This window comes from Rhizobium brockwellii (assembly GCF_000769405.2).
Lineage (GTDB): Bacteria > Pseudomonadota > Alphaproteobacteria > Rhizobiales > Rhizobiaceae > Rhizobium > Rhizobium brockwellii.
Genome location: NZ_CP053439.1, coordinates 3,543,432 through 3,565,322, shown reverse-complemented (window position 1 = coordinate 3,565,322; position 21,891 = coordinate 3,543,432). Strand labels below are relative to the sequence as shown.

General features: G+C 62.4%; 19 protein-coding genes. 10 read left to right on the top strand and 9 right to left on the bottom strand.

What is annotated here, in order from left to right:
• Nucleotides 1–230: 230 nt before the first annotated feature.
• Nucleotides 231–1,832 carry an inorganic phosphate transporter gene (locus RLCC275e_RS17635; protein ID WP_033179766.1) on the top strand — a complete coding sequence of 534 codons (1,602 nt, stop codon included), beginning with the start codon at nucleotides 231–233 and terminating at the stop codon, nucleotides 1,830–1,832.
• 70 nt (nucleotides 1,833–1,902) lie between these two features.
• On the opposite strand, the gene RLCC275e_RS17630 is transcribed toward RLCC275e_RS17635, so the two are convergent.
• Both RLCC275e_RS17630 and RLCC275e_RS17625 read right to left on the bottom strand, forming a co-directional pair.
• Nucleotides 1,903–3,474, bottom strand: a complete 1,572-nt coding sequence (locus tag RLCC275e_RS17630) for a putative bifunctional diguanylate cyclase/phosphodiesterase (RefSeq protein WP_033179767.1) — start codon at nucleotides 3,472–3,474, stop codon at nucleotides 1,903–1,905.
• Between the two features lie 458 nt (nucleotides 3,475–3,932).
• Complete coding sequence (locus tag RLCC275e_RS17625) at nucleotides 3,933–4,487, bottom strand: histidine phosphatase family protein (RefSeq protein ID WP_033179768.1); 555 nt, start codon at nucleotides 4,485–4,487, stop codon at nucleotides 3,933–3,935.
• A gap of 233 nt (nucleotides 4,488–4,720) precedes the next feature.
• On the opposite strand from RLCC275e_RS17625, the gene RLCC275e_RS17620 reads away from it, so the two are divergent.
• Genes RLCC275e_RS17620 through RLCC275e_RS17610 form a run of 3 tightly spaced genes read left to right on the top strand, consistent with a single transcriptional unit; the run spans nucleotide 4,721 to nucleotide 6,386 of the window.
• Nucleotides 4,721–4,930, top strand: coding sequence for a CbtB domain-containing protein (locus tag RLCC275e_RS17620; protein ID WP_033179769.1), 210 nt, complete (start codon nucleotides 4,721–4,723; stop codon nucleotides 4,928–4,930).
• Nucleotides 4,931–4,956: 26 nt separating this feature from the next.
• A complete protein-coding gene (locus RLCC275e_RS17615; protein WP_033179770.1) occupies nucleotides 4,957–5,703 on the top strand; it encodes a CbtA family protein in 747 nt (248 codons plus the stop codon).
• A 50-nt stretch (nucleotides 5,704–5,753) separates the two neighbouring features.
• Nucleotides 5,754–6,386 carry a hypothetical protein gene (locus RLCC275e_RS17610; protein WP_033179771.1) on the top strand — a complete coding sequence of 211 codons (633 nt, stop codon included), beginning with the start codon at nucleotides 5,754–5,756 and terminating at the stop codon, nucleotides 6,384–6,386.
• Here the strand turns inward: RLCC275e_RS17610 and RLCC275e_RS17605 are convergent.
• Entirely contained in the window at nucleotides 6,371–7,033 is a 663-nt protein-coding gene (locus RLCC275e_RS17605) for a sulfite oxidase-like oxidoreductase (protein WP_033179772.1), read from the bottom strand. The two genes, RLCC275e_RS17610 and RLCC275e_RS17605, sit on opposite strands and share 16 nt — an antisense overlap.
• A gap of 191 nt (nucleotides 7,034–7,224) precedes the next feature.
• Here RLCC275e_RS17605 and RLCC275e_RS17600 point away from each other — a divergent pair, with 191 nt between their 5' ends.
• From RLCC275e_RS17600 to RLCC275e_RS17575, 6 genes are all read left to right on the top strand, one after another.
• Nucleotides 7,225–9,021 (top strand): sensor histidine kinase, encoded by a 1,797-nt coding sequence (locus RLCC275e_RS17600; RefSeq protein ID WP_317278812.1) that lies wholly within the window; start codon nucleotides 7,225–7,227, stop codon nucleotides 9,019–9,021.
• Nucleotides 9,018–10,352, top strand: a complete 1,335-nt coding sequence (locus tag RLCC275e_RS17595; protein ID WP_003552422.1) for a sigma-54-dependent transcriptional regulator — start codon at nucleotides 9,018–9,020, stop codon at nucleotides 10,350–10,352. The genes RLCC275e_RS17600 and RLCC275e_RS17595 overlap by 4 nt, the downstream gene beginning before the upstream one ends.
• Before the next feature lie 228 nt (nucleotides 10,353–10,580).
• Complete coding sequence (locus RLCC275e_RS17590) at nucleotides 10,581–11,564, top strand: tripartite tricarboxylate transporter substrate-binding protein (protein WP_003552420.1); 984 nt, start codon at nucleotides 10,581–10,583, stop codon at nucleotides 11,562–11,564.
• Between the two features lie 204 nt (nucleotides 11,565–11,768).
• Nucleotides 11,769–12,230, top strand: coding sequence for a tripartite tricarboxylate transporter TctB family protein (locus tag RLCC275e_RS17585; RefSeq protein ID WP_033179774.1), 462 nt, complete (start codon nucleotides 11,769–11,771; stop codon nucleotides 12,228–12,230).
• Nucleotides 12,231–12,239: 9 nt separating this feature from the next.
• Complete coding sequence (locus RLCC275e_RS17580) at nucleotides 12,240–13,745, top strand: tripartite tricarboxylate transporter permease (protein ID WP_033179775.1); 1,506 nt, start codon at nucleotides 12,240–12,242, stop codon at nucleotides 13,743–13,745.
• A 214-nt stretch (nucleotides 13,746–13,959) separates the two neighbouring features.
• On the top strand, nucleotides 13,960–15,129 hold the full coding sequence (locus RLCC275e_RS17575) for a M20 aminoacylase family protein (RefSeq protein ID WP_033179776.1): 1,170 nt from the start codon (nucleotides 13,960–13,962) through the stop codon (nucleotides 15,127–15,129).
• Between the two features lie 82 nt (nucleotides 15,130–15,211).
• Here the strand turns inward: RLCC275e_RS17575 and RLCC275e_RS17570 are convergent, their stop codons facing one another.
• From RLCC275e_RS17570 to RLCC275e_RS17545, 6 genes are all read right to left on the bottom strand, one after another.
• The gene (locus RLCC275e_RS17570; protein ID WP_033179777.1) at nucleotides 15,212–16,057 is read right to left on the bottom strand and encodes a metal ABC transporter permease; all 846 of its coding nucleotides are present in this window, start codon (nucleotides 16,055–16,057) and stop codon (nucleotides 15,212–15,214) included.
• Nucleotides 16,054–16,914: an iron/manganese ABC transporter permease subunit SitC gene (gene sitC / locus RLCC275e_RS17565; RefSeq protein ID WP_033179778.1), complete on the bottom strand. Its 861-nt coding sequence runs from the start codon at nucleotides 16,912–16,914 to the stop codon at nucleotides 16,054–16,056. Before sitC ends, RLCC275e_RS17570 begins: the two co-directional genes overlap by 4 nt.
• Nucleotides 16,911–17,813, bottom strand: a complete 903-nt coding sequence (locus RLCC275e_RS17560; protein ID WP_033179779.1) for a manganese/iron ABC transporter ATP-binding protein — start codon at nucleotides 17,811–17,813, stop codon at nucleotides 16,911–16,913. Before RLCC275e_RS17560 ends, sitC begins: the two co-directional genes overlap by 4 nt.
• Nucleotides 17,810–18,742, bottom strand: coding sequence for a metal ABC transporter substrate-binding protein (locus tag RLCC275e_RS17555; protein ID WP_033179780.1), 933 nt, complete (start codon nucleotides 18,740–18,742; stop codon nucleotides 17,810–17,812). The genes RLCC275e_RS17560 and RLCC275e_RS17555 overlap by 4 nt, the downstream gene beginning before the upstream one ends.
• Before the next feature lie 375 nt (nucleotides 18,743–19,117).
• On the bottom strand, nucleotides 19,118–20,899 hold the full coding sequence (locus RLCC275e_RS17550; protein WP_033179781.1) for an adenine deaminase: 1,782 nt from the start codon (nucleotides 20,897–20,899) through the stop codon (nucleotides 19,118–19,120).
• Nucleotides 20,896–21,816 (bottom strand): nucleoside hydrolase, encoded by a 921-nt coding sequence (locus RLCC275e_RS17545; protein ID WP_033179782.1) that lies wholly within the window; start codon nucleotides 21,814–21,816, stop codon nucleotides 20,896–20,898. Before RLCC275e_RS17545 ends, RLCC275e_RS17550 begins: the two co-directional genes overlap by 4 nt.
• Nucleotides 21,817–21,891 lie beyond the last annotated feature (75 nt).

The window sequence follows — 21,891 nt, the reverse complement described above, 5'->3', positions numbered from 1 at the left end:
AGGATTTATTCGCTCGGGGCGCGCTTTTGTCATTGCCTAGACAACCATCGTCCGCCGCTTGAGATCGCTACGCGGCATCTTTTATGGAGGCGACGGTACCAGGCGCATCACCGTCAATATCGCCCAGCATCAGTGGCTTACGGGCGGTTCAGTCGGGGCGTCATGAGAGCTTCACGCGGCGGATTTATTAACAAAAGGCAAATTTGCAAAACGGAATAAGGAACTATGCCATGGCCGATATTGCCCCCAGCCAGGTTCATAGCGACGCTTCCCACCCGCTTCACAGTTCGAATTCGGCCGGCAAGTGGTTCTTGCCGGTGTTCGCACTCGTTCTGGTTTGCGGCCTTGGATATGTCGCCTATGCACTCGCCCGCGACCTGACGACCGCAGTTGCCGTTCCCTGGATTCTTCTAGGGCTTGCGCTGCTCATCGCGCTCGGCTTCGAGTTCGTCAACGGCTTCCATGATACGGCCAATGCCGTTGCCACCGTGATCTACACCCGTTCCATGCCGGCGGAATTCGCCGTCATCTGGTCCGGCTTCTTCAACTTCCTCGGCGTGCTGACCTCGAGCGGTGCCGTCGCCTTCGGCATTCTGGCACTGCTGCCAGTGGAATTGATCCTACAGGTCGGCTCCGGTTCCGGCCTTGCCATGGTTTTCGCGCTGCTGATTGCCGCGATCGTCTGGAACCTCGGCACCTGGTATCTCGGCCTGCCGTCGTCGAGCTCTCACACGCTGGTCGGCTCGATCATCGGCGTCGGCCTCGCCAACCAGTTCCTGGCACCGGCAGGCACTGCGACAAGCGGCGTCGACTGGTCGCAGGCGACCAATATTGGCCTGTCGCTTTTGATCTCTCCGCTGATCGGCTTCGGCCTGTCCGCTGTTCTCCTGCTGGTCATGAAGCTTCTGGTGCGCAACAAGGCGCTCTATGCCGAACCGAAGGGCAACCAGCCGCCGCCGCTCTGGATCCGTGCCATCCTGATCTTCACCTGCACCGGCGTCAGCTTCGCCCACGGCTCCAACGACGGCCAGAAGGGCATGGGCCTCATCATGCTGATCCTGATCGGCCTGGTGCCGACGGCTTTCGCGCTGAACCGCACGCCGGATGTCAACTATCTCGAAGCCTACAAGTCGGCATCAGCCCAGGTGGAAACCGCACTCGGCAAATATGTGAAGCCGGGCGTTACGGTCGCGGACTACAAGGCCGAAGTCAGCGACGCCGTCAAGAACAAGACATGGACGGATGCGACGACGCCGGCCCTGCAGCAATATATCCACCAGACGAGCGCCGAAGTCGCCGGCTTCCCGACGCTCGAAGCGGTGCCGACCAATCTCGTCGGCAACGTCCGCAACGACATCTACCTGATCGGCGAGGCGCTGAAGCTGATCGACAAGCAGAAGCTGCTGCCGATGGATGCCGGCGACCTGGCGGCGGTGACGAATTACCACAAGGCAGTCGACAACGCGACCAAGTTCATCCCGCTCTGGGTGAAGGTGGCGGTCGCGATTGCGCTTGGCCTCGGAACGATGGTGGGCTGGAAGCGCATCGTCGTTACCGTCGGCGAAAAGATCGGCAAGACGCATCTGACCTATGGTCAGGGCGCGGCAGCTGAAGTCGTGGCGATGGTCACCATCGCTTCCGCCGACCATCTCGGCCTGCCGGTCTCGACCACGCATGTGCTGTCGTCAGGCGTTGCCGGCACCATGGCGGCCAACGGTTCCGGCCTGCAATGGTCGACCGTGCGTAACATGCTGATGGCCTGGGTGTTGACGCTGCCGGCCTCGATCGCGATCGCCTTCGTGCTGTTCGTGATCATGCGCCAGGTTTTTTAAAGCAAATTCCCGGCAAAGCGCGAAGCGGTTTTGCCGGGAATTGCGTCAAAACAAAAGGTAGAGCGTTCCGTCAGCCCGTCGAGGCCAATTTGGTATTGCGATCGCTGATGAAGATGCCCGCCTCGGCGGCGGGCATCGCCTTGCCGAAGAGATAGCCCTGGCCGATGTCGCAGCCGAGCTGCAGCAGGAAGGCGAGCTGGCCGTGCTCCTCGATGCCTTCCGCAGTCGTCTTGATGTTGAGGCTCCTGCCGAGGCCGAGCATGGCGCGGACGATCTTTTCCTGGCGCTCGTCGTCGCGATAGGTGGCGATGAAGCTTTTGTCGATCTTGATCTTGTCGAAACGATAGCGGGAGAGCTGGGCGAGGCTCGAATAGCCCGTGCCGAAATCGTCGAGTGCGATCTGGATGCCGGCGGCGTGCAGCTCGTCGAGAATGGCGGCGGCGACGGCGGGATCCTGGATCAGCGCGTTTTCGGTGATCTCCACTTCCAGGCGCTGCGGCGGCAGCCGGCTTGCCGAAAGGACCTTGAGAATGCGCGACGTCAGCAATTTGTCTTCCATCTGCACCGGCGAGACGTTGAAGGACAAAATCACATGCTCCGGCCAGGTGAGGGCGTCGCTGCAGGCCTGGGTGAGAAGGTCCTCGAACAATGCGGTGATCATGCCGGTTTCCTCGGCAATATCGATGAAGACTGGCGGCGGAATATAGATACCGTCGTCGCCAATCCAGCGCGCGAGCGCCTCAAAGCCGCAAAGCTGACCGGTCTTCAGGTCGATTAGCGGCTGATAGAAGGGCCTGATCGCCTTGTTGGAGATTGCGGCGCGCAGCCTGGTTTCCAGTGCGGCGCGTTCCGTTACCTTGTCCTGCATCGAAGGTTCGAAGACGAAATAATGGTTGGGCCCGCGTGATTTCGCCTCGTACATTGCAAGGTCGGCACGGTGGGCGGCATCTTCCAGCGGTTCGGCCCCCTCGGCCCAGCGGTCATAGCCGACGCTGGCGCCGACTTCGACGGCAAAGCCATCGATATGGATCGGCCGGGTGACGGCCTGGATCAGCAGCTTGGCAAAACGCTCCTCGCGCTGCGCCGTCAGGGCGAATGCGACGATGATGAATTCGTCGCCGCCGAAGCGATAGACGCAATCGGCATTGCCGAGCGCGCAGATGCGTCTGGCAACTTCGATCAACAGGATGTCGCCGCCCTTGTGGCCGACGAGGTCATTGACCTTCTTGAAGCCGTCGAGGTCAACGGAGAAGATGGTGACGTTGCGGTCCCACTCCTCGATTTCGGCCTCGTCGTCCTTGATTGGCCGTGAGAGGATCTTGCGCTCGAAGGCGTAGCGGTTCGGCAGCTTGGTCAGATGGTCGTGGGTTGCGGTCCAATCGGCCTTTGCCTGGGCGGCGGCGCGCAAGTCCATTTCCTTACGCAGGTCGGCGATGCGCAGCACCGAATAGATGAAGCTCATGGCGCCGGCGATGCCGAGCGCTAGAACGAGCTTGTCGGCGCCGTACTCGCCGAAACCGGTCATGAAGGCGACTAGGCTGTCGTCGAGCTGTAGCAGCGTGCCGAGAAGCCAGAGGGTCACGCCAGACACCACGATCGACACGCATTGCCGTCCGGCTCTGCTTTGGAAAAACACCGGCATTATGCCTTCTCCATCTCCACCTTCGCGGAAATATCACGAAAGTCTGAAATGTTTGTTGAAACCAGAAGGCGAATTATCGGAGGCGGCAGCCTGTTGCTGTGCCGCAGAGACACGCGAGGGGGCTTGTGGGGAACCAGGGCGTCGTTTGTCAGCGCGGTCGCCTTCATGGTTCCGGAGACTGGCTCATGCGGGAAAAAAACGAAGGCGAGCGTGCAAATGCATCGCTCGCCCTTTCTCGTGCTTCAGGCGGTGACGATCAGCAGTGGAACGCTGATGATGAGACCGACCAGAACCGTGACTGTGGCGACACGTATGAAACGCAGGCGTCGCGTGCGCTCGCCACTCCAATCATATGTCATTCTTCCATCTCCTTGGGACAAGGAAGTAGTCCCCGCAAAGCCGGGTTCAACAGAGATGACGCGATTTGCTTGTGCAAAGCTGGATAAGATCAGCAGTCTCTAATGCTGGAAGCGCAGAGACCAGCGCTGTTTGTTGCTGGTCATGCTGATGACGGAAAGCGGCTCGACGTCGCTCAACCAGAAGGAGGAGAGCGGCGCCTGAAGCACATGCACGATCGCTGCCCGGATGACGGCCGCATGGCTGATTGCAATGACGTGACCGTCGAGGACGGCCTGGCCATCCATCCAGCCGGCGATGCGCTTGCGCAGATCAACAAGGCTCTCGCCGCCATGCGGGGCCGCTTCCGGATCGCTCATCCACCCCATGAGGTTTTCGGGTTCTTCGGTCCCGATCGTCGTGATCGACCTGCCGGCCCAGCGGCCATGGTCGCAATCGCGAAGCGCCTGATCTATTTGGGCTTCGAAGCCGAGCGCGTCAGCAGTCTGACGGGCGCGCAAGGCGGGGCTCGTGGCTATACGGTCGGCGCGGGGCGGGGCGATCATCCTGCCGGCCTCCTCTACTGCCTTGTCCTCCAGCGGTTCGTCGAGCGGGAACAGGGCCTTGCGGCTTGCTGCCGTCCCGCCATGGCAGATCCAGGTGAGGCGCGTGTTCACAGCCGTTCTTGTCTCCCGGAATGCGGCGACAGCGTCCTTCGCCGGCTTGTGAAGTTTCGTTGACAGTCTCTTCGGCGTGCAGATATAACCGTGCTGTTGCGGGTTTGGAAGCCGGTGTAAGTCCGGCGCGGTCGCGCCACTGTGACCAGCGTGTCGAAAGCTCTTCGCGCTGGAAGTCAGACCCTACTGCACAAGCACTCTTTCGACTGAACGCGTCATTCCCGGAGGAATACATGTCTGACACCACTTTCGCGCCCGTTGCTGTACCGGCGCCGATCCCTGTAGGCGAGATCCTGCCTTGGGCGATCTTCGGCGGCCTGCTAATGCTCATCGTCCTCTATTTCGTCGGCACCGAGGAAGGTGCGATGGCGATGTTCAACGGCATGTATGTGCACGAATTCGTGCATGACGGTCGCCATCTCCTCGGCTTTCCCTGCCACTAAAGCGCTTCGCGATCGGAGTTCCTGACATGGTTGGAAACCTTCTGCTTCGCGGCATGCTCGCGGGCCTGATTGCTGGTATCCTCGTTTTCGCTTTCGCCCATACCTTCGGTGAGCCGCTGGTCGATGCGGCGATCGCCTTTGAGGAGGCGAGCGCCCAGGCGGCCGGCGAAGCTGCCGAACCTGAAATCGTCAGCCGCGCCACGCAAGCCGGTCTCGGCCTTTTCACCGGCGTCATGGCCTACAGCGTCGCCGTCGGCGGGCTCTTCGCACTTGCCTTCGCTTTCGTACACGGCCGTTTCAGCAGCCTTTCGGCGCGCGGCACCTCGGCCGTCATCGCCATTGCCGCCTTCGTGGCGGTCGTCGTCGTTCCCAGTATCAAGTATCCGGCCAATCCGCCGGCGGTCGGCAATCCCGACACGATCGGCGTCAGGACCGAGCTGTTCTTCCTGATGATCGTCGTCTCGCTTGCGGCGCTGGTTGCCGCAGTGGTGCTGTCGCGCCGCCTTTCCGAGCGTTTCGGTCTCTGGAACGGCGCGATCATCGCCGGCATCGTCTATCTCGTCTTCATCGGCGTCGTGCTCTATCTGCTGCCGCCGATCAACGAGGTGCCGGAGAACTTCTCGGCGATGGTGCTCTGGCGGTTCCGCACGACCTCACTCGGCATGCATGTGATCCTCTGGGCAACGCTCGGCCTCGCCTTCGGGGCGCTGGCGGAAAAGCGACTTGCGGTCAGGGGTGGACAACGCAGCCGGCCGGCCACGGCATTTCACTGAAGGCATCGAAGGGCGCCGCTTTGCCGGCGCCCTTAACTTTTCGAGCAAGCATGAAAATCGGCAAAACCATACCACTCCTGTCGGCGGCATTTGCAGCGGCTGCCGTTTTTTGTGTGGCTGCCGGAAGCGCTCTTGCTCATAGCCGCAGCGATGGCGGCAGCCATGCGGGCCTGGATATCCCGGAGATTTCCCACGGCGAGATGGCTGTCATGTCTGACTATCGCAGTGGGATTATCGACCTTGCATCCCGCGCAGTCGATACGAACGAGCCTTTCCGGCGCGTGCTGAACTATGCCGAAATCCAGTATTCTTACTGTCTGTGGGGCTGGATGCCGGGCAGCGTGACGGATGAGGCAAGCCCGTTCAACGAATGCGCCCATGCCTATCTGGCAGCGACCAAGGCCGTCTTGCTTTCGATGCGCGAGATGCCGCGGGAGAGGGCTGCGGCGGATGAAATCATTTCCGCGGTCGATGCCGATATGGTGCGGCGCGGTCTTGCGCTCATCACCTGCCGCTTCAGCGGCGAGGCCTTCAACACGGCCGATATCGTTAAGCCGCGCTGGAGCGGGATACCATTCCATGCCGCCAGCATGGCGTCGCTGACGGGGCTTGCCGCGTTGTTCGGACTTGGCGCGTTTACACTTCGCCGTTTCTCGCGGCCGAAAGCTCAATCGTCGGAATAGCGCTGCTCGCGCCACGGATCGCCATAGATGTGGTAGCCGTTCTTTTCCCAGAAGCCGGCCTGATCGGCGGGCATCAGCTCGATGCGGCGCAGCCATTTGGCGCTTTTCCAGAAATAGAGATGCGGCACGACGAGGCGCATCGGGCCGCCATGCTCCCGCGTCAGCGGCAGGCCTTCCCAGGCGGTGGCGAGGATCGCATCCTCTGCGGCGAAATCGGCGAGCGGCAGGTTGGTGGTATAGCCGTCATAACTCGTCAGCATGACGTAAGCTGCTTGCGGCTTCGGCATGGCGAGGTCGAGCAGATTGCGCGTCGAAACGCCCTTCCATTTGTTGTCGTAGCGCGACCATGTGGTGACGCAGTGGATATCGCTCACCCCCGTGCTCTGTTCGATCGCCTGGAAGTCGGCCCAGGTGAGGGTGAGCGGCGTTTCGACGAGGCCGCGCACCTCGAGCCGCCAGGTATCGGTCGAGATGACAGGCTGCTGGCCGAGATCGAGCACCGGCCAGTTCTTAACGAGGTGCTGGCCGGGCGGCAGGCGCTCGGCTTCGGGACGGCTGATACGGCCGGTCAGGAACTTGCCCTCTGCCGCCCAGCGGCGCTTGGATGTGGTGAGTTTGTTATCGGCGGGCGTCTGGTCGTCGCTCATGGGCGGGGGCCTCCTTGCGGTGCAGCAATAGGACATCCACCCCTGCCGGGTGTCAAGTTTCGACGGCCCCTTGGAAATCCCTACCCACCCCTCTAAACTCGGTCCGTCGGGTATGCCTCGCTGGGGAGTGGAGGCAGAAAGGGGAGGAGCCGGTTCTGTCTTCGAAATATCGTGCGATAGCGGCGTTGCTGGTGGTGCCGCTGATCATCTTCTCCTTCTTCACCTATGGGAGCGCGATTGCGACGCGCGCCTATATGGAGGAAGCCTCGGCGCAGGCAGGAACGGCGCTGCGCCTTGCCGTTTCGGCACTCAGCGGCCATCTCAACCGCTACGAGGCGTTGCCGGCGCTGATCGCCGATCACGACGACATCAAGGAACTGGTGAGCGCGCCTGAGGATGCGGCGCTGCGCGATGCGGCCAATCTCTATCTCAAGGAGATCAACGGGCTGCTGAAATCCTCCGATATCTATGTGGTCAAGCCAGACGGAGAGACGATCGCGGCCAGCAATTACGATGGGCCGGGAAGCTTCGTCGGACAGAATTTCAGCTACAGGCCCTATTTCCAGGATGCGATTGAAGGCCGGCAGGCGCGGTTCTATGCGCTCGGCACAACCTCGCTGAAGCGCGGCTATTATTTCGCCGCGCCGATCCGGATCGATGCGGATATTCGTGGCGTCATCGTCTTCAAGGTCGATATCGACACGATCGAATCCTCCTGGGGCGGCGGCGAATACAGGATTTTCGTCTCCGATCCCGAGGGCATCATTTTCATGTCCGGCAGCCCGGAATGGCTCTACGGCGCGATCCTGCCGCTGACGGCCGACCGTGTCGCCCGCACCGAGGCCTCGCGGCGTTATGCCAATGCCAGGCTGGCGGCGTTGCCGGTGACGCGTCACCACTTCGAGCAGCATGAGCTGATGACGCTGGCCAGCGAGCGCGGTTCGAGCGAATATCTGGTGCTCTCGCATTACATGCCGGCCGAGGACTGGACGGTGAACGTGCTGATGGAGACGAGTTCCATCCGCGCCCAGGCGCGCACGGCGCTTGCTGCCGTGTTTCTCATCCTGTGCATTGCCGGGCTTACGGTGGCCGTCCTTCGCCAGCGGCGGGCGCGGCTTGCCGAGCGCATGCAGATGCAGGCCGAGGCCCGCAACGAGCTGGAGAGGCGCGTCGATGAGCGCACGGCCGATCTTGCCCGCGTCAACAGCCGCATCGAAGAGGAGATCGCCGAGCGGCGGCTGACCGAGCAGCAGCTTCGACAGACGCAAGCGGACCTCATCCAGGCGGGCAAGCTTGCCGGGCTGGGGCAGATGTCGGCTGCGCTTTCGCACGAGTTCAACCAGCCGCTCGCCGCTGCCAAGACCTATACGGACAGCGCCTCCGTTCTCATCGACCGTGGGCGGACGGAGGAGGCGCGGGACAATATCCGCCGTATCGGCGGGCTGATCGACCGTATGGCTGCGATCAGCCGGCACCTGCGCAACTTCGCCCGCAAGCCGAACGAGAAGCTCGGTCCCGTTTCCCTCGACGAGGCGATGCGCGATACGCTGGAGATCATCGCCTGGCGGCTGAAGGCGGCGGATGCCGAACTGCTGCTCGCTCTCGGGCCGCGTCCGCCGGTGGTGCGCGCCGGTTCGGTGCGTCTGCAGCAGGTGCTGGTGAACGTGATCTCGAATGCGGCCGATGCGGTGGAAGGGCTGGATGATCGGCGCATCGAGGTTTCGGCCTTCGAGGAGGCCGGAAAGGTGGTGCTGACGGTGCGGGACCATGGACCGGGCGTGCCGGCGGCGATCGCCGAACGTATCTTCGACCCGTTCTTCACGACGAAGGGCGTCGGCAAGGGGCTCGGCCTCGGGCTTTCGATTTCCTACAACATCATCAAGGATTTCGGCGGCAGCCTGACTGCTGCCAATCATCCCGAAGGAGGCGCGGTGTTCCGCATCGAGCTGCAATCGGCGGCAGGATTGATGCCGGAGGCAGCGGAATGAATGATGCAAAGATCCTGCTGGTTGACGACGAGGAGGAACTGCGCCGCTCGACGGCGCAGGCGCTGGAGCTCTCCGGCTTCAGCGTCGAGACCTATTCGAACGGCGACCACGTGCTGGAACTGATCGGCTACAGCTTTCCCGGCGTCGTCGTCAGCGATATCCGCATGCCCGGCATCGACGGCATGACGCTGATGCAGAAGATCCGTGAGCTCGACCCGGAGGTGCCGGTCATTCTCGTCACCGGCCACGGCGACGTTCAGCTTGCGGTGAAGGCGATGCGCGAAGGCGCCTATGATTTCATCGAGAAGCCATTCACGCCCGAGATGCTTGCCGGGGTCATCCGCCGGGCGATGGAGCGGCGCGGCCTGGTGCTCGAAAACCGGCTGCTGAAGGCGGTTGCCGGCAAGCGCGACGATATCGAGGCGCGGCTGCCGGGGCGCACGCAGGTGATGGTGGATCTGCGCTACCGCATCCGGGCGATCGGGGCGAGCGACGCCGATACGCTGATCGTCGGCGAGACCGGGGCCGGCAAGGAGGTGGTGGCGCGGGCGCTCCATGACATCAGCGCCCGGGCGAGCCGGCCGTTCATCGCGATCAATTGTGCCGCACTGCCGGCAAACCTGATCGAGAGCGAGCTCTTCGGCCATGAGGTGGGGGCATTTCCGGGTGCGGTAAGGCCGCGTTATGGAAAATTCGAACATGGGCGCGGCGGCACGATCCTGCTCGACGAGATCGGCTCCATGCCCTTCGACCTGCAGGCAAAGTTCCTGCGGGTGCTGCAGGAACGGGTCATCTCCAGGCTCGGATCGAACGAAGTGGTGGCCCTCGACGTGCGCTTTATCGCCACGAGCAAGGTCGATCTGGAGGCGGAGGTGGCGGCCGGGCGTTTCCGCGCCGACCTCTTCTATCGGCTGAATGTCGCGACGCTGCACGTGCCGTCGCTGTCGCAGCGGCGGGCGGATGTTCCGCTGCTTTTCCTGCAGCTGGTGCGGGAGGCGGCTGCCCGCTACGGCCGGGACGAGATGGTCGTGCCGCCGGACGTGATTTCCGACATCGCTCAGCGCGACTGGCCCGGCAATGTGCGTGAATTGAGGAATGCCGCAGACCGTCTGGTCCTCGGTCTCGACAATGGCGGGCGCCAAGCCGAGGAGGCGACCGGGCTTGCGGAGCGCGTCGCCGAATTCGAACGCGGGGTCATTGCCAGCGCGCTGGTGGCGCATGGCGGCAGCCTCAGGCCGGTCTATGAGTCGCTCGGCATTTCCCGGAAGACACTCTACGAAAAGATGCAGAAATACGGTCTCGATAAGCGGATGCTGACAACCGAAAGCTAGCTCGGAGCTGGGCGGCGCTGCAATCTCGCGGTGCGATGGGTGGATTTCCACCCATCGCCAGAGCTGTTTGTTTCCAAATCGACCCATGCTGCATCGCACTGTTGTAAAATCGTCTTTCGAAAGCGACTGCGATGATTGCGGGTCGATTTTTCCAGGCGGCAAATAGGTTATCCGAACCGGCGCGGAGGATGTGTCGGCGGGCTTGCTTATTTCATCAGGGAGGAAACGATGAAAATTCTGAAGGCCATGCTCGGCCTGACCGCGGCTGCCGCGGTCTCTCTTCTCGCCGCCGCCGCTTCGGCGCAGACCTATCCCGAGCGCACCATCACCATGGTCGTGCCGTTTGCGGCCGGCGGCCCGACGGATACCGTTGCGCGCCTGGTCGCCGAATCCATGTCGAAGGATCTCGGCCAGCAGATCGTCGTCGAAAATGTCGGCGGCGCCGGCGGCACGCTCGGCGCCGGCCGCGTGGCGAGTGCCGATCCCGACGGCTACACCATACTGCTGCACCATATCGGCATGGCGACCAGCGCCACGCTCTACCGCAAGCTCGCCTACGACACGCTCGGCGCCTTCGACTATGTCGGCCTCGTCACCGAGGTGCCGATGACGATCGTTGCCCGCAAGGACATGGAGCCGACCGACCTCAAGGGGCTGATCGACTACATCAAGGCCAACAAGGACAAGGTGACGGTGGCCAATGCCGGCATCGGTGCGGCTTCGCATCTCTGCGGCATGATGTTCATGAGCGCCATCCAGACGCCGCTGACGACCGTTCCCTACAAGGGCACCGGCCCTGCCATGACCGATCTGCTCGGCGGCCAGGTCGACGTCATGTGCGACCAGACGACCAACACGACGAAGCAGATCCAGGGCGGCACGATCAAGGCCTATGCCGTGACCTCGCCCAAACGGCTCGACGTGATGAAGGACATTCCGACGGCCGTCGAAGCCGGGCTGCCGGGTTTCGAAGTCGGTATCTGGCACGGCATCTATACGCCGAAGGGTACGCCGGCTGAGATCAACGAACGTCTGTCGAAGTCGCTGCAGGTGGCGCTGAAGGATCCAAATGTCGGCGCCCGCTTCGCCGAGCTCGGCACTGCGCCATCCTCCGACGCCGATGCGACGCCGGCGGCGCTGAAGGCCAAGCTCGAAAGCGAGATCGTCCGCTGGAAAACGGTGATCGAGGCCGCCGGCGAATATGCCGACTGAGGATTATCCTCGTCAGGACATGCCGGATAAGCCCTTCACCCTAACCCTCTCCCCGTGAGCGGGGAGAGGGGACTTGCGTCACCCAACGGCTGCAAGGGGCGAAGGGCTTGCAGCATTTTCCCTTCTCCGCGCATGCGGTGAGAAGGTGCCGGCAGACGGATGAGGGCAATCGCAGCAGCACGAACCATCTCCCCAGGAGACACCATGAAATCCATCAGTTTCGATACCACCAATGCGATTTGCGGCGCGCTTTTCATCGCGACCGGCGCTTTCTTCGCCATCCAGTCGCTGGGGCTCGACCTCGGCACGGCAGTGCGCATGGGGCCCGGTTATTTTCCGCTGGTGCTTGCCGCGGTGCTCGTGCTTCTCGGCGCGATCATCTTCATTCAGGCCCTCCGCGTCGAGGGCGAGCCGATCGACGCGTTTGCCTGGCGCGGCATGCTCTTCATCCTGCCGGCACCGGTATTCTTCGGGCTGACGGTGCGCGGTCTGGGATTTGCACCGTCACTGTTCCTCACCGCCTTCATCGCCTGCTTCGCATCGCAAAAGATGAACGTATTCCTCGCGATCGTGCTGTCGCTGCTGCTGACGATCTTTTCGGTTGGGGTCTTCAGCTACGGGCTCGGGCTGCCGTTCGAGCGCTTCGGCCCCTGGGTCCGGTTCTAGGAGACGATGATGGATCTTTTCAGCAATCTTGCGCTCGGCTTTGCAACAGCCGGCACTCCGGAAAACCTGTTCTTCTGCCTGATCGGCGTGCTGCTCGGCACGCTGATTGGCGTGCTGCCCGGGATCGGCGCCACGGCGACGATCGCCATGCTTTTGCCGATCACCTTCCAGCTCGAACCGGTTTCCTCGCTGATCATGCTCGCCGGCATCTATTACGGCGCCCAGTATGGCGGCTCGACGACGGCGATCCTGATCAACATGCCGGGCGAATCCTCCTCGGCCGTCACCGCGATCGACGGCTACCAGATGGCCCGCAAGGGCAGGGCGGGGGCAGCGCTTGCAATCGCGGCGCTCGGCTCGTTCTTCGCCGGTACCGTGTCAACCTTCCTGGTCGCGATCTTCGCGCCGCCGCTCACCGCAATCGCGCTGCAATTCGGCTCGGCGGAATATTTCTCGCTGATGATCGTCGGCCTCGTTTCCTCGATCGCTCTCGCGCATGGTTCTGTCGTCAAGGCGCTGGCGATGGTGGCGCTCGGGCTGCTACTCGGCCTCGTCGGCACCGACATCTATACCGGCACACCGCGCTTCACGCTCGGCATCCGTGAATATGCCGACGGGCTGAACTTCGTGGCGCTTGCCGTCGGCGTGTTCGGGGTGGCCGAAATCCTGCGCAACCTCGAGGGCGAGTCGACACGCACGGTGCTGATGGCCAAGGTCACCGGCCTTTTGCCGTCCCGCCAGGAATTCAAGGAGATGATCGCACCGGTCATTCGCGGTACGGCGATCGGTTCGGCGCTCGGCATCCTGCCGGGCGGTGGCGCCATCCTTGCCTCCTTCGCCTCCTATACGGTGGAAAAGCGGATGTCGAAGACGCCGGAGGAATTCGGCAAGGGTGCGGTTGCCGGCGTCGCAGGGCCGGAATCGGCAAACAATGCCGGCGCGCAGACCTCGTTCATTCCGCTGCTGACGCTCGGCATTCCCGCCAACCCCGTGATGGCGCTGATGGTCGGGGCGATGATCATCCAGGGCATCGTGCCCGGTCCGAACGTCGCCACCGAGCAGCCGGCGCTGTTCTGGGGCATCATCGCCTCGATGTGGATCGGCAACCTGATGCTGGTCATCCTCAACCTGCCGCTGATCGGGCTCTGGGTGAAGCTCTTGACCGTGCCCTACTACGTGCTCTTCCCGATCATCATGGCCTTCTGCTCGATCGGGGTCTACAGCGTCAACGCCAACGTCTACGATCTCTACGCCGTCTCCTTCTTCGGGCTTATCGGCTACGTGCTGGCGAAGCTTCGCTGCGAACCCGCGCCGCTTCTGCTCGGCTTCGTGCTTGGGCCTCTACTCGAAGAGAACCTCCGGCGCGCGATGATCCTGTCGCGCGGCGATCCGACCACCTTCGTCACGCGGCCGATCAGCGCCACTCTTCTCGCCATTGCGGTCGCCGTGCTGATCGTCGTCTTCCTGCCGAGCGTCAAGAAGAAGCGCGAGGAGGTGTTCGTCGAGGAGGCGTAGAGCATGATGTCGAAAGTGTGAGCGGTTTTCGGACGATATCATGCTCTAACTCTTTAATTGAGAACAGGATTCAGATTTTTGGGACGGCCTAAAATCATCCTGTTCTGGGGTTGAACTTGTGGGTCGTTTGATAAACAAAGAATGATCTGATGCGGGCGCCGATTGGGCGCCCGTTTCGCATGACAGGATATCCAGGCCCCAGGAGCATTGCCCGATGAGCATTCCCGCCCGGATCAAGGACGATCTGCCGTTTCTGACCGCCTTGCGCCGCGACCTGCATGCCCATCCCGAACTCGGTTTCGAGGAGGAGCGCACCGCCGGCATCGTTGCGAGGCTTCTCGAGGAAGCCGGCATCACGGTGCATCGCGGTCTCGGCGGCACCGGCGTGGTCGGCATGCTGCAGCTCGGCAACGGCAAACGCAGGATCGGGCTGCGCGCCGACATGGATGCGCTCGCCATGCCTGAAATGGCGGAGCGGCCCTATAAATCGACCGTGCCCGGAAAGATGCATGCCTGCGGCCATGACGGTCATACGGCGATGCTGCTTGGCGCCGCGCGGCATCTTGCGGCAACGCGGGATTTTTCCGGCACGGTGCATTTCATCTTCCAGCCGGCCGAGGAAGGGCGAGGCGGAGCAAGGCGCATGGTCGAGGAGGGGCTGTTCACGCTTTTCCCCTGCGATGCCGTCTATGGGCTGCATAACATGCCCGGGCTTGCGGTCGATGAGATCGCCGTGGTCGAGGGGTCGCAGCTTGCCTCCTCCGACAGCTGGCGCATGACCTTCCGTGGGACCGGCACGCACGGCGCCAAGCCGCATCTCGGCCGCGATCCGATCACGGCCGCCGGCACCTTCCTGTCATCACTGCAGACGATCGTCGGACGGGTGGTCGACCCGCTGCAGCCGGCCGTCGTCAGCGCCTGTTTCCTGCAGGCGGGCGACCCGAAGGCGCTGAACGTCATTCCTGATATCGTCGAGATCGGTGGGACGGCGCGGGCCTATTCACCCAATGTGCGCGACCAGTTGGAGACCGAGATCGGACGATTGGCGCATGGCACTGCGGCCATGTACGGAATTGCTGTGGACTATGTATTCGAGCGGCGGATTCCGCCTGTCATCAATGACGCGGATGCGACCGCACGGGCGCTGGCAGTGGCCGGCTCGGTCTTCGGCGGGAAGGTGCAGACAAGCTTTCCCCCGTCGACGGCAGGCGACGATTTCGCCTTCTTCGCCCAGAACGCGCCGGGCTGTTACGTCTGGCTCGGCAACGGCCCGGCAGTGGATGGGGCTCTGCATCACAACACGGCCTATGATTTCAACGATGAAGCGCTGGGATATGGGGCGGCCTATTGGGTGGCGCTGGTCGAGCGAGAATTGAAGGTTTGATTATCTGCTGCCTAATTGCCTAAATCGGAATCGGTTTTAGGAATTAGGCAGCAGTTCAAATTGTTACATTCGTCAATGTCCATCAATCCATCGGCGATTCCTCAACCCTTGCTGTCCCGCGCGTGGCATGGATGAAGGCGCACACGAAGCCGATCGCCAGCACAAGCACAATGGTCGGCGCCGGCGCGCTGTCGATGAAGAAGGACAGGTAGACGCCGACAAAGGAACCGATCACGGCAATGGCGACGGAGAGGAGCAGCATCGTGCTGAACTTGCGGGTGAGCAGGAAGGCGATGGCTCCCGGCGCAATCAGCATGGCGATCGAAAGGATGATGCCTACCGCCTGCAAGGCGCCGACGATCGTCAGCGAGATGAGGGCGAGAAGGCCGTAATGCAGCAGGTTGATCCTGAGGCCCACCGCTCTCGCCTGGGCGGGGTCGAAGGCGTGCAGCAGGAAGTCCTTCCATTTCACACCAAGAATGACAGCTGTAATCGCAGCGATGACGGCCGACTGCCCGATGTCGCGCCAGGAGACACCGAGCATGTCGCCGAACAGGATGTGGTCGAGATGCACGTCGGACTGGATCTTCACATAAAGAACCAGTCCGAGCCCGAACATGCCGGAGAAGACGATGCCCATCACCGTATCCTGTTTGATACGGCTGTTATCTTTCAGGAAACCGGTGGCGATAGCGCAAAACATGCCGGCCACGAAGGCGCCGATCGCGAAGGGTATGCCGACGATATAGGCGATGACAACGCCGGGAAAGACGGCGTGGCTGATGGCGTCTCCCATCAGAGACCAGCCTTTCAGAACCAGGAAGCAGGACAACAGCGCCATCGGGATTGCGACCAGCACCGAGATCACCAGCGCATTGACCATGAAGCCGAACTGGAAAGGCGAAAGAAGCGTCTCGACCATGTTCATGGCGCTGCCTCCAGCGCCTGCGCGGCGCGTCTGCGCGCCGCCAGCATGCCGTGTTTGGGTGCGAAGAAGAACGCGATCAGGAAGATTGCCGTCTGCAGCACGACGATGATGCCGCCTGTCGCGCCATCGAGGAAGTAACTCGCATAAGCGCCGACGAAACTGGTCATCGATCCGATGATGACCGCGATCACAAGCAGCCGCGGGAAGCGGTCGGTCAGCAGATAGGCGGTCGCTCCGGGCGTCACCACCATGCAGATGACGAGGAATGCACCGACGGTCTGCAGCGCCGCGACGGTGGAGGCAGACAGCAGCGTGAAGAAAATGACCTTGAGAGCGGTCGGATTGAGACCGATCGATCGGGCATGGCTCTCATCGAAGAAAGTGACCATCAGGTCCTTCCATTTGACGAGCAGGACGGTGAGCGACACGAAGCCGATGATGGCGAGTTGCAGCGTATCCTCGGGCGTGATGGCGAGAATGTTGCCGAGCACGATCGTCTGGATGTTGACCGCCATAGGCTTGAGCGAAACCATGAACAGGCCCAGCCCGAAGAAGGAGGAGAAGATCAGGCCGATGATGGCATCTTCCTTCAGCCTGGTGCGCTGGTTGAGGAAAAGCATCGCTGCGGCAGCGAGCCCTCCGGAAAAGAAGGCTCCGATCGAAAAGGGAAGTCCAAGCATATAGGCGCCGGCAACGCCGGGAACGATCGCGTGCGAGAGCGCGTCGCCGATCAGCGACCAGCCTTTCAGCATCAGATAACAGGAGAGGAAAGCGCAGACGCTGCCGACAAGGGCGGACACCCACATGGCATTGAGCATGTATTCGTAGGTGAAGGGTTGCAGGAGGTCGGCTATCATTCCCGGCCCCCGTTGACACTATCGGACCTCCGGGCAGTCGCTTCGCCACCCTGCAGGATCAGCGGGCGCTCATCATCGGGTATGACGCCGATCGACGTTGGCCTGCCGTTCTGCGCTTCGCTCAACACGAAATGTCGCAGCACGCCGCCAAATGCCTTTTCCAGATTTTCCTGCGTAAAAGTCTCGACGGTCGGGCCGTAGGCGAGCACCGTGCCCTTGATCAGGATGGTCCGGTCGCAGAACTCCGGCACGGAGCCGAGACTGTGAGTGGAGACCAGCATGACGCGGCCTTCATCCCGCAGTTCGCGCAGGAGCTTGATGATCTGGTCCTCGGTTTTTACGTCGACGCCGGTAAAGGGTTCATCGAGCAGAATGACCCGGCCGTCCTGCGCCAGTGCGCGCGCCAAGAAGACCCGCTTCCTCTGGCCGCCGGAGAGTTCGCCGATCTGGCGCTTGCGAAACTCGCTCATGGCGACGCGGGCGAGCGCGGACGCCACTGCCTCGTGGTCTGCGGCCTTCGGGATGCGCATCATGCCCATGTGGCCGTAGCGGCCCATCATCACGACATCCTCGACCAGCACCGGGAAGTTCCAGTCGACTTCTTCCGATTGCGGCACATAGGCGACGAGGTTCTTGCGCAGCGCCTCTTCGACCGGCATGCCAAGCACGCGAATGTGGCCCCTGGCGAGACGCACGAAACCCATGATCGACTTGAAGAGCGTCGACTTGCCTGAACCGTTGACACCGACCAACGCGGCGATCGTGCCCGTGGGGATCTGGAAGCTCGCATCCCTCAGGGCCGTATGTCCGTTGCGGTAAGTGACGGTCGCATCCTTCACCGTGATCCCCGATCCCGCATCCGAGGATGCGGGGCGGACAAGACTGTTAAGCACGGTCATTGCGACAACCCATCGGCGAGACCCTTCGCAACGGTATCGGAGGTCACGCGCAGAAGATCGATATAGGTTGGCACCGGGCCGTCGGCTTCGCTCAGCGAGTCGACATAGAGTACGCCGCCATAATGCGCGCCGGTTTCGCGCGCCACCTGCCGGGCCGGTTTATCGGAAACGGTGCTTTCGCTGAAGACGGTTGGAATCTTGTTTTCCTCGACCGCATCGATCACCTTGCGAACCTGTTGGGGCGTGCCTTGCTGGTCGGCATTGATCGGCCAGAGATAGAGTTCCTTCAGCCCGAAATCGCGTGCAAGATAGGAAAAGGCGCCCTCGCTCGAGACCAGCCAGCGCTTGTCCTCGGGAATTTTGTCGAGGGTGGCGCGGATTGGAGTGATCGTCGCTTCGATCTTCTGCTTGTAGGCCTCGGCGTTAGCCTTGTAGGTCTCCGCATTCGCCGGATCATACTTTGCGAAAGCATCACGGATATTGTCGACGTAGATCAGGGCGTTCTTCGGCGACATCCAGGCATGGGGATTGGGCTTGCCTTCGTAGGGGCCTTCCGAGATGCCCATCGGTTCGATGCCATCGGAGACGACGGCACCGGGGACGTCGTGCAGGTTCTGGAAGAACTTTTCGAACCAGCGCTCGAGATTGAGCCCGTTCCAGATAATGAGCTGTGCACCTTGGGCCCGCTGGAGGTCGCCCGGCGTCGGCGCATAATTGTGGATCTCCGCGCCCGGCTTGGTGATCGATTCCACGATCGCGGCATCACCGGCCACGTTTTTTGCCATGTCGGCAATCACCGTGAAGGTCGTCACCACCTTGAACTTCGAATTGGTTGTCTGTTGGGCAACGGCGGGAAAGGCAACCAGCACGGCCGCAAATGCCACCCCTATCATTCCGGCCAGGACCGACCGTCTTTCCCTATAGAACATATATTTCCCCTCTTTCTGCTATTGCGACCGAATTGCAAATGCCGCGGAGAGTCGAACAAGTTGCGATTCAGAATGATTTGCAAAAGATGCTTGACGACCCTTACTTCGAGTATTGTGCAATTGAGAATGATTTGCAACAACGATCCGAACCAGGTACCGAAAATGACGGCAGCAGGACCCGACGGGCTGGCTGCGGTCAACCTCATCGAACAACCCATACCGGGATTTGCCGTAACGGCGCATAGTTCGACCGGTTAGGCGTTGGGGGCACACGGCACGCTTGCTGGCGGAGCTGCGCTTTCCGCGGTCTACAAGATCTCAGAGCATGATGCCGAAAAGGGAAAGCGGTTTTCGGACGGCATGTGCTCTCACTATCTAACTTAGAACAGGACTTTCCAGCACCTTGCCGGTCACCACATCGGCAATCCCACGATCGGTCTGGTGCGGGCCGGCATTGCAGGCGAGTGTTGCGCCGAAGCAGGCCTTGAAGACCCGATAGGGTGGTTTCCAGTCGACGATTTTTTCCATCGCGTTGCGGATGCCGGCGAAGGCCAGGGCGGTGTCCTTCAGCGATGTATCCGTCACCAGGCCGGAGAGCGGCAGCGGGAGGAGCGCCTCGATCCTGCCGTCTTTGGCGACCGCCATGCCGCCGCCGGCTGATATGACAGCGTTGGCGGCGAGCGCCATGTCGCCCGCATTGCCGCCGAAGACGGTGAGGTTGTGGCTGTCGTGCGAAACGGTGGTACAGAAGGCGCCGCGCCATTCACCCCAGCCGGTGAGGAAGCCGATACGCGGGGTAGCATCTGCTTTGCCGTGGCGATGGGCGACTGAAATCATGGCGCTGCCGGCCGGCGGCACGACGAAACCGTCCCTGACCTCGGTTTCGGCCTCGCCCCATTGCGTGAAGCGCGGGCGGTCGATGGTGGCGACGCGGACGCGCTCGCCCTTCGCCGGAATGCGGAAATCATTCTCGGTCAGCGGCGGCAGCTTCACCGAATTGACAAGCGGTGCCGTATCAATCTGCTGGACGGCCGCCTCCATGCTGCCGTTGCGGGCAACGATACGGCCGCCTGATATGACGAGCCGCGCCCGGAATTCCGCGAGGTCTTCGAAGAGCACGATATCGGCACGGCGGCCGGCGGCGACGAGGCCGAGATCGGAACGCTGCAGACGGTGTGCGGCGTTGAAGGTCGCGGCGCGGATGGCCCATTCCGGCTTCATGCCGTAGCGCACCAGGCGCCTGATGACGTCGTCGAGGCCGCCGCCTTCCTGGAGTTCGTCGGGAAAGACGTCGTCGGTGCAGAGCGTGACGGTCGGGGGCAGATGGCCGAGACCGTTCAGCACCTCGACGAACTCCTTCAGCAGGTGGTCGTGCGAGCCGCGCAGTTCGATCGTCAGGCCGGCGGTAAGCTTGGCGAGGAGATCGGCGCCGGAGGTCAATTCATGGTCGGAGGTGATGCCCGATGCCATGAAGGCGTTGAGATCTGCGCCTTCGAGGCCACGGGCGTGGCCGCAGACGAGCTTGCCGGCGGCAAGGCCGGCATTGACGATATCAGTCATGCGCGGATCGCCGTCGATGACGCCGCGCATGTTCATGACTTCGGCGACGCCGCCGATGGCGGCGGAGTGCAGCATCTCGGCGATGACGGAGGCATCAAAATCGGCGCCGGCCTGTTCCAGGCCCGGCGCGGAGGGCACGCAGGAGGGCGCGAGCAGGATGACGCGCAGCGGCAGGCTGCGCGCCGCCTCGATCGCCCAGCGCACGCCGTCGAGCCCATGGACGTTGCCGAATTCATGCGGATCCCAGACGATCGTGGTGACGCCGCGCGGCAAGACGGCGCTCGCATATGCGGCGGGTGTCACCATCGAACTTTCGATATGCATGTGCGTGTCGATCAGGCCGGGTGTCAGGATACTGCCCGCAGCATCGATGACCTCGGCGGCATCCGTGCGGCTTGCCGGGGCATGGACGCTTGATATCAGCGCGCCGACGAGGCCGATATCGGCTTGCCGGATCAGGCCCGTCACCGCATCGAGCAGCCGGCCGCCGGTGATCAGCATGTCGAAGGGGGCATCGCCGCGCGCAGCAGCGACGGCGCGGGCGCGCAAGGCGGGATCATTGAGATCGGCGGGTTCTTGACGCGGAATGGCGTTCATTTGCGGGCCTCGTTGACCAAAGCGGTGAGAATGATGACACGCGCCATGTCGGCATCGATGTCGGCGGCGAATTGGGCATTGAAGGTCGCATGCGTGGCGCGGGTCTCGACAACGGTGCGCCCACGGGTCAAGGCGCCCTGTAGCTCGACGTCGATACGGGCGGGGCGGAAGCTGACGATATCTGGAGCGACGAAGGCGACGGCGGCGGAAGGGTCGTAGATTGCCATGGCCGGGCGGCCGCGGCTGGTGCCGATGCGGATATAACCCGAGAGCATATCGGCGATGAGTTCGGCATTGGCGCCGCCGGCATTGCGCACCGGCTCGGCATCCTCGGGTCTTGCCAGCACCTTGCGGCAGAGGTCGAGATCGACCATGCGCAGCGGCAGGCCGTGGGCGATGACGATCGACAGGGCCTCGGGATCAGCAAGCGCATTGAATTCGGCGGAGGCCGTATGGTTGCCTGATGTGACACCGCCGCCCATCCAGACGAGTTCGGTGATGCGGGCGGCAAGATCGGGCCGGGCAAGCGCCACGGCGGCGATGTTGGTGAGCGGGCCAAGCGCCAGGATGCGGTGCTGGCCTTTACGCTCCAGCCAACGGCAGAGTGCTGCGAAGGCGTCGCTTTCGGCAGGGGCTGCTGCCTTCGGCAGGCTCTTGCCTGACGTGGGGATGCCGGTTTCACCGAGGATCGCCTGAGCGGTTTCGAGCTTGCCGAGCACGGGCATGGCGCGGCCGGTGTGGATGGGGAATTTCCAGCCGAAGGCACTGGCGGCGCCGGCGGCGTTTATCCTCACCTGCGGCAGCGGCGTATTGCCGAAGACCAGCGATAGACCGTCGATCTCGAATTCAGACTGCACCACCACCAGAATGGCGGCGATGTCGTCGAAGCCCATGTCAGTGTCGATCCAGACGCCCATGATTTCACCCGAACCGTTTGAGGCTTGCCGCGTCGGCAACCGGCAGATCGAAGGCGAGCGCGGTATCGAGGAGGG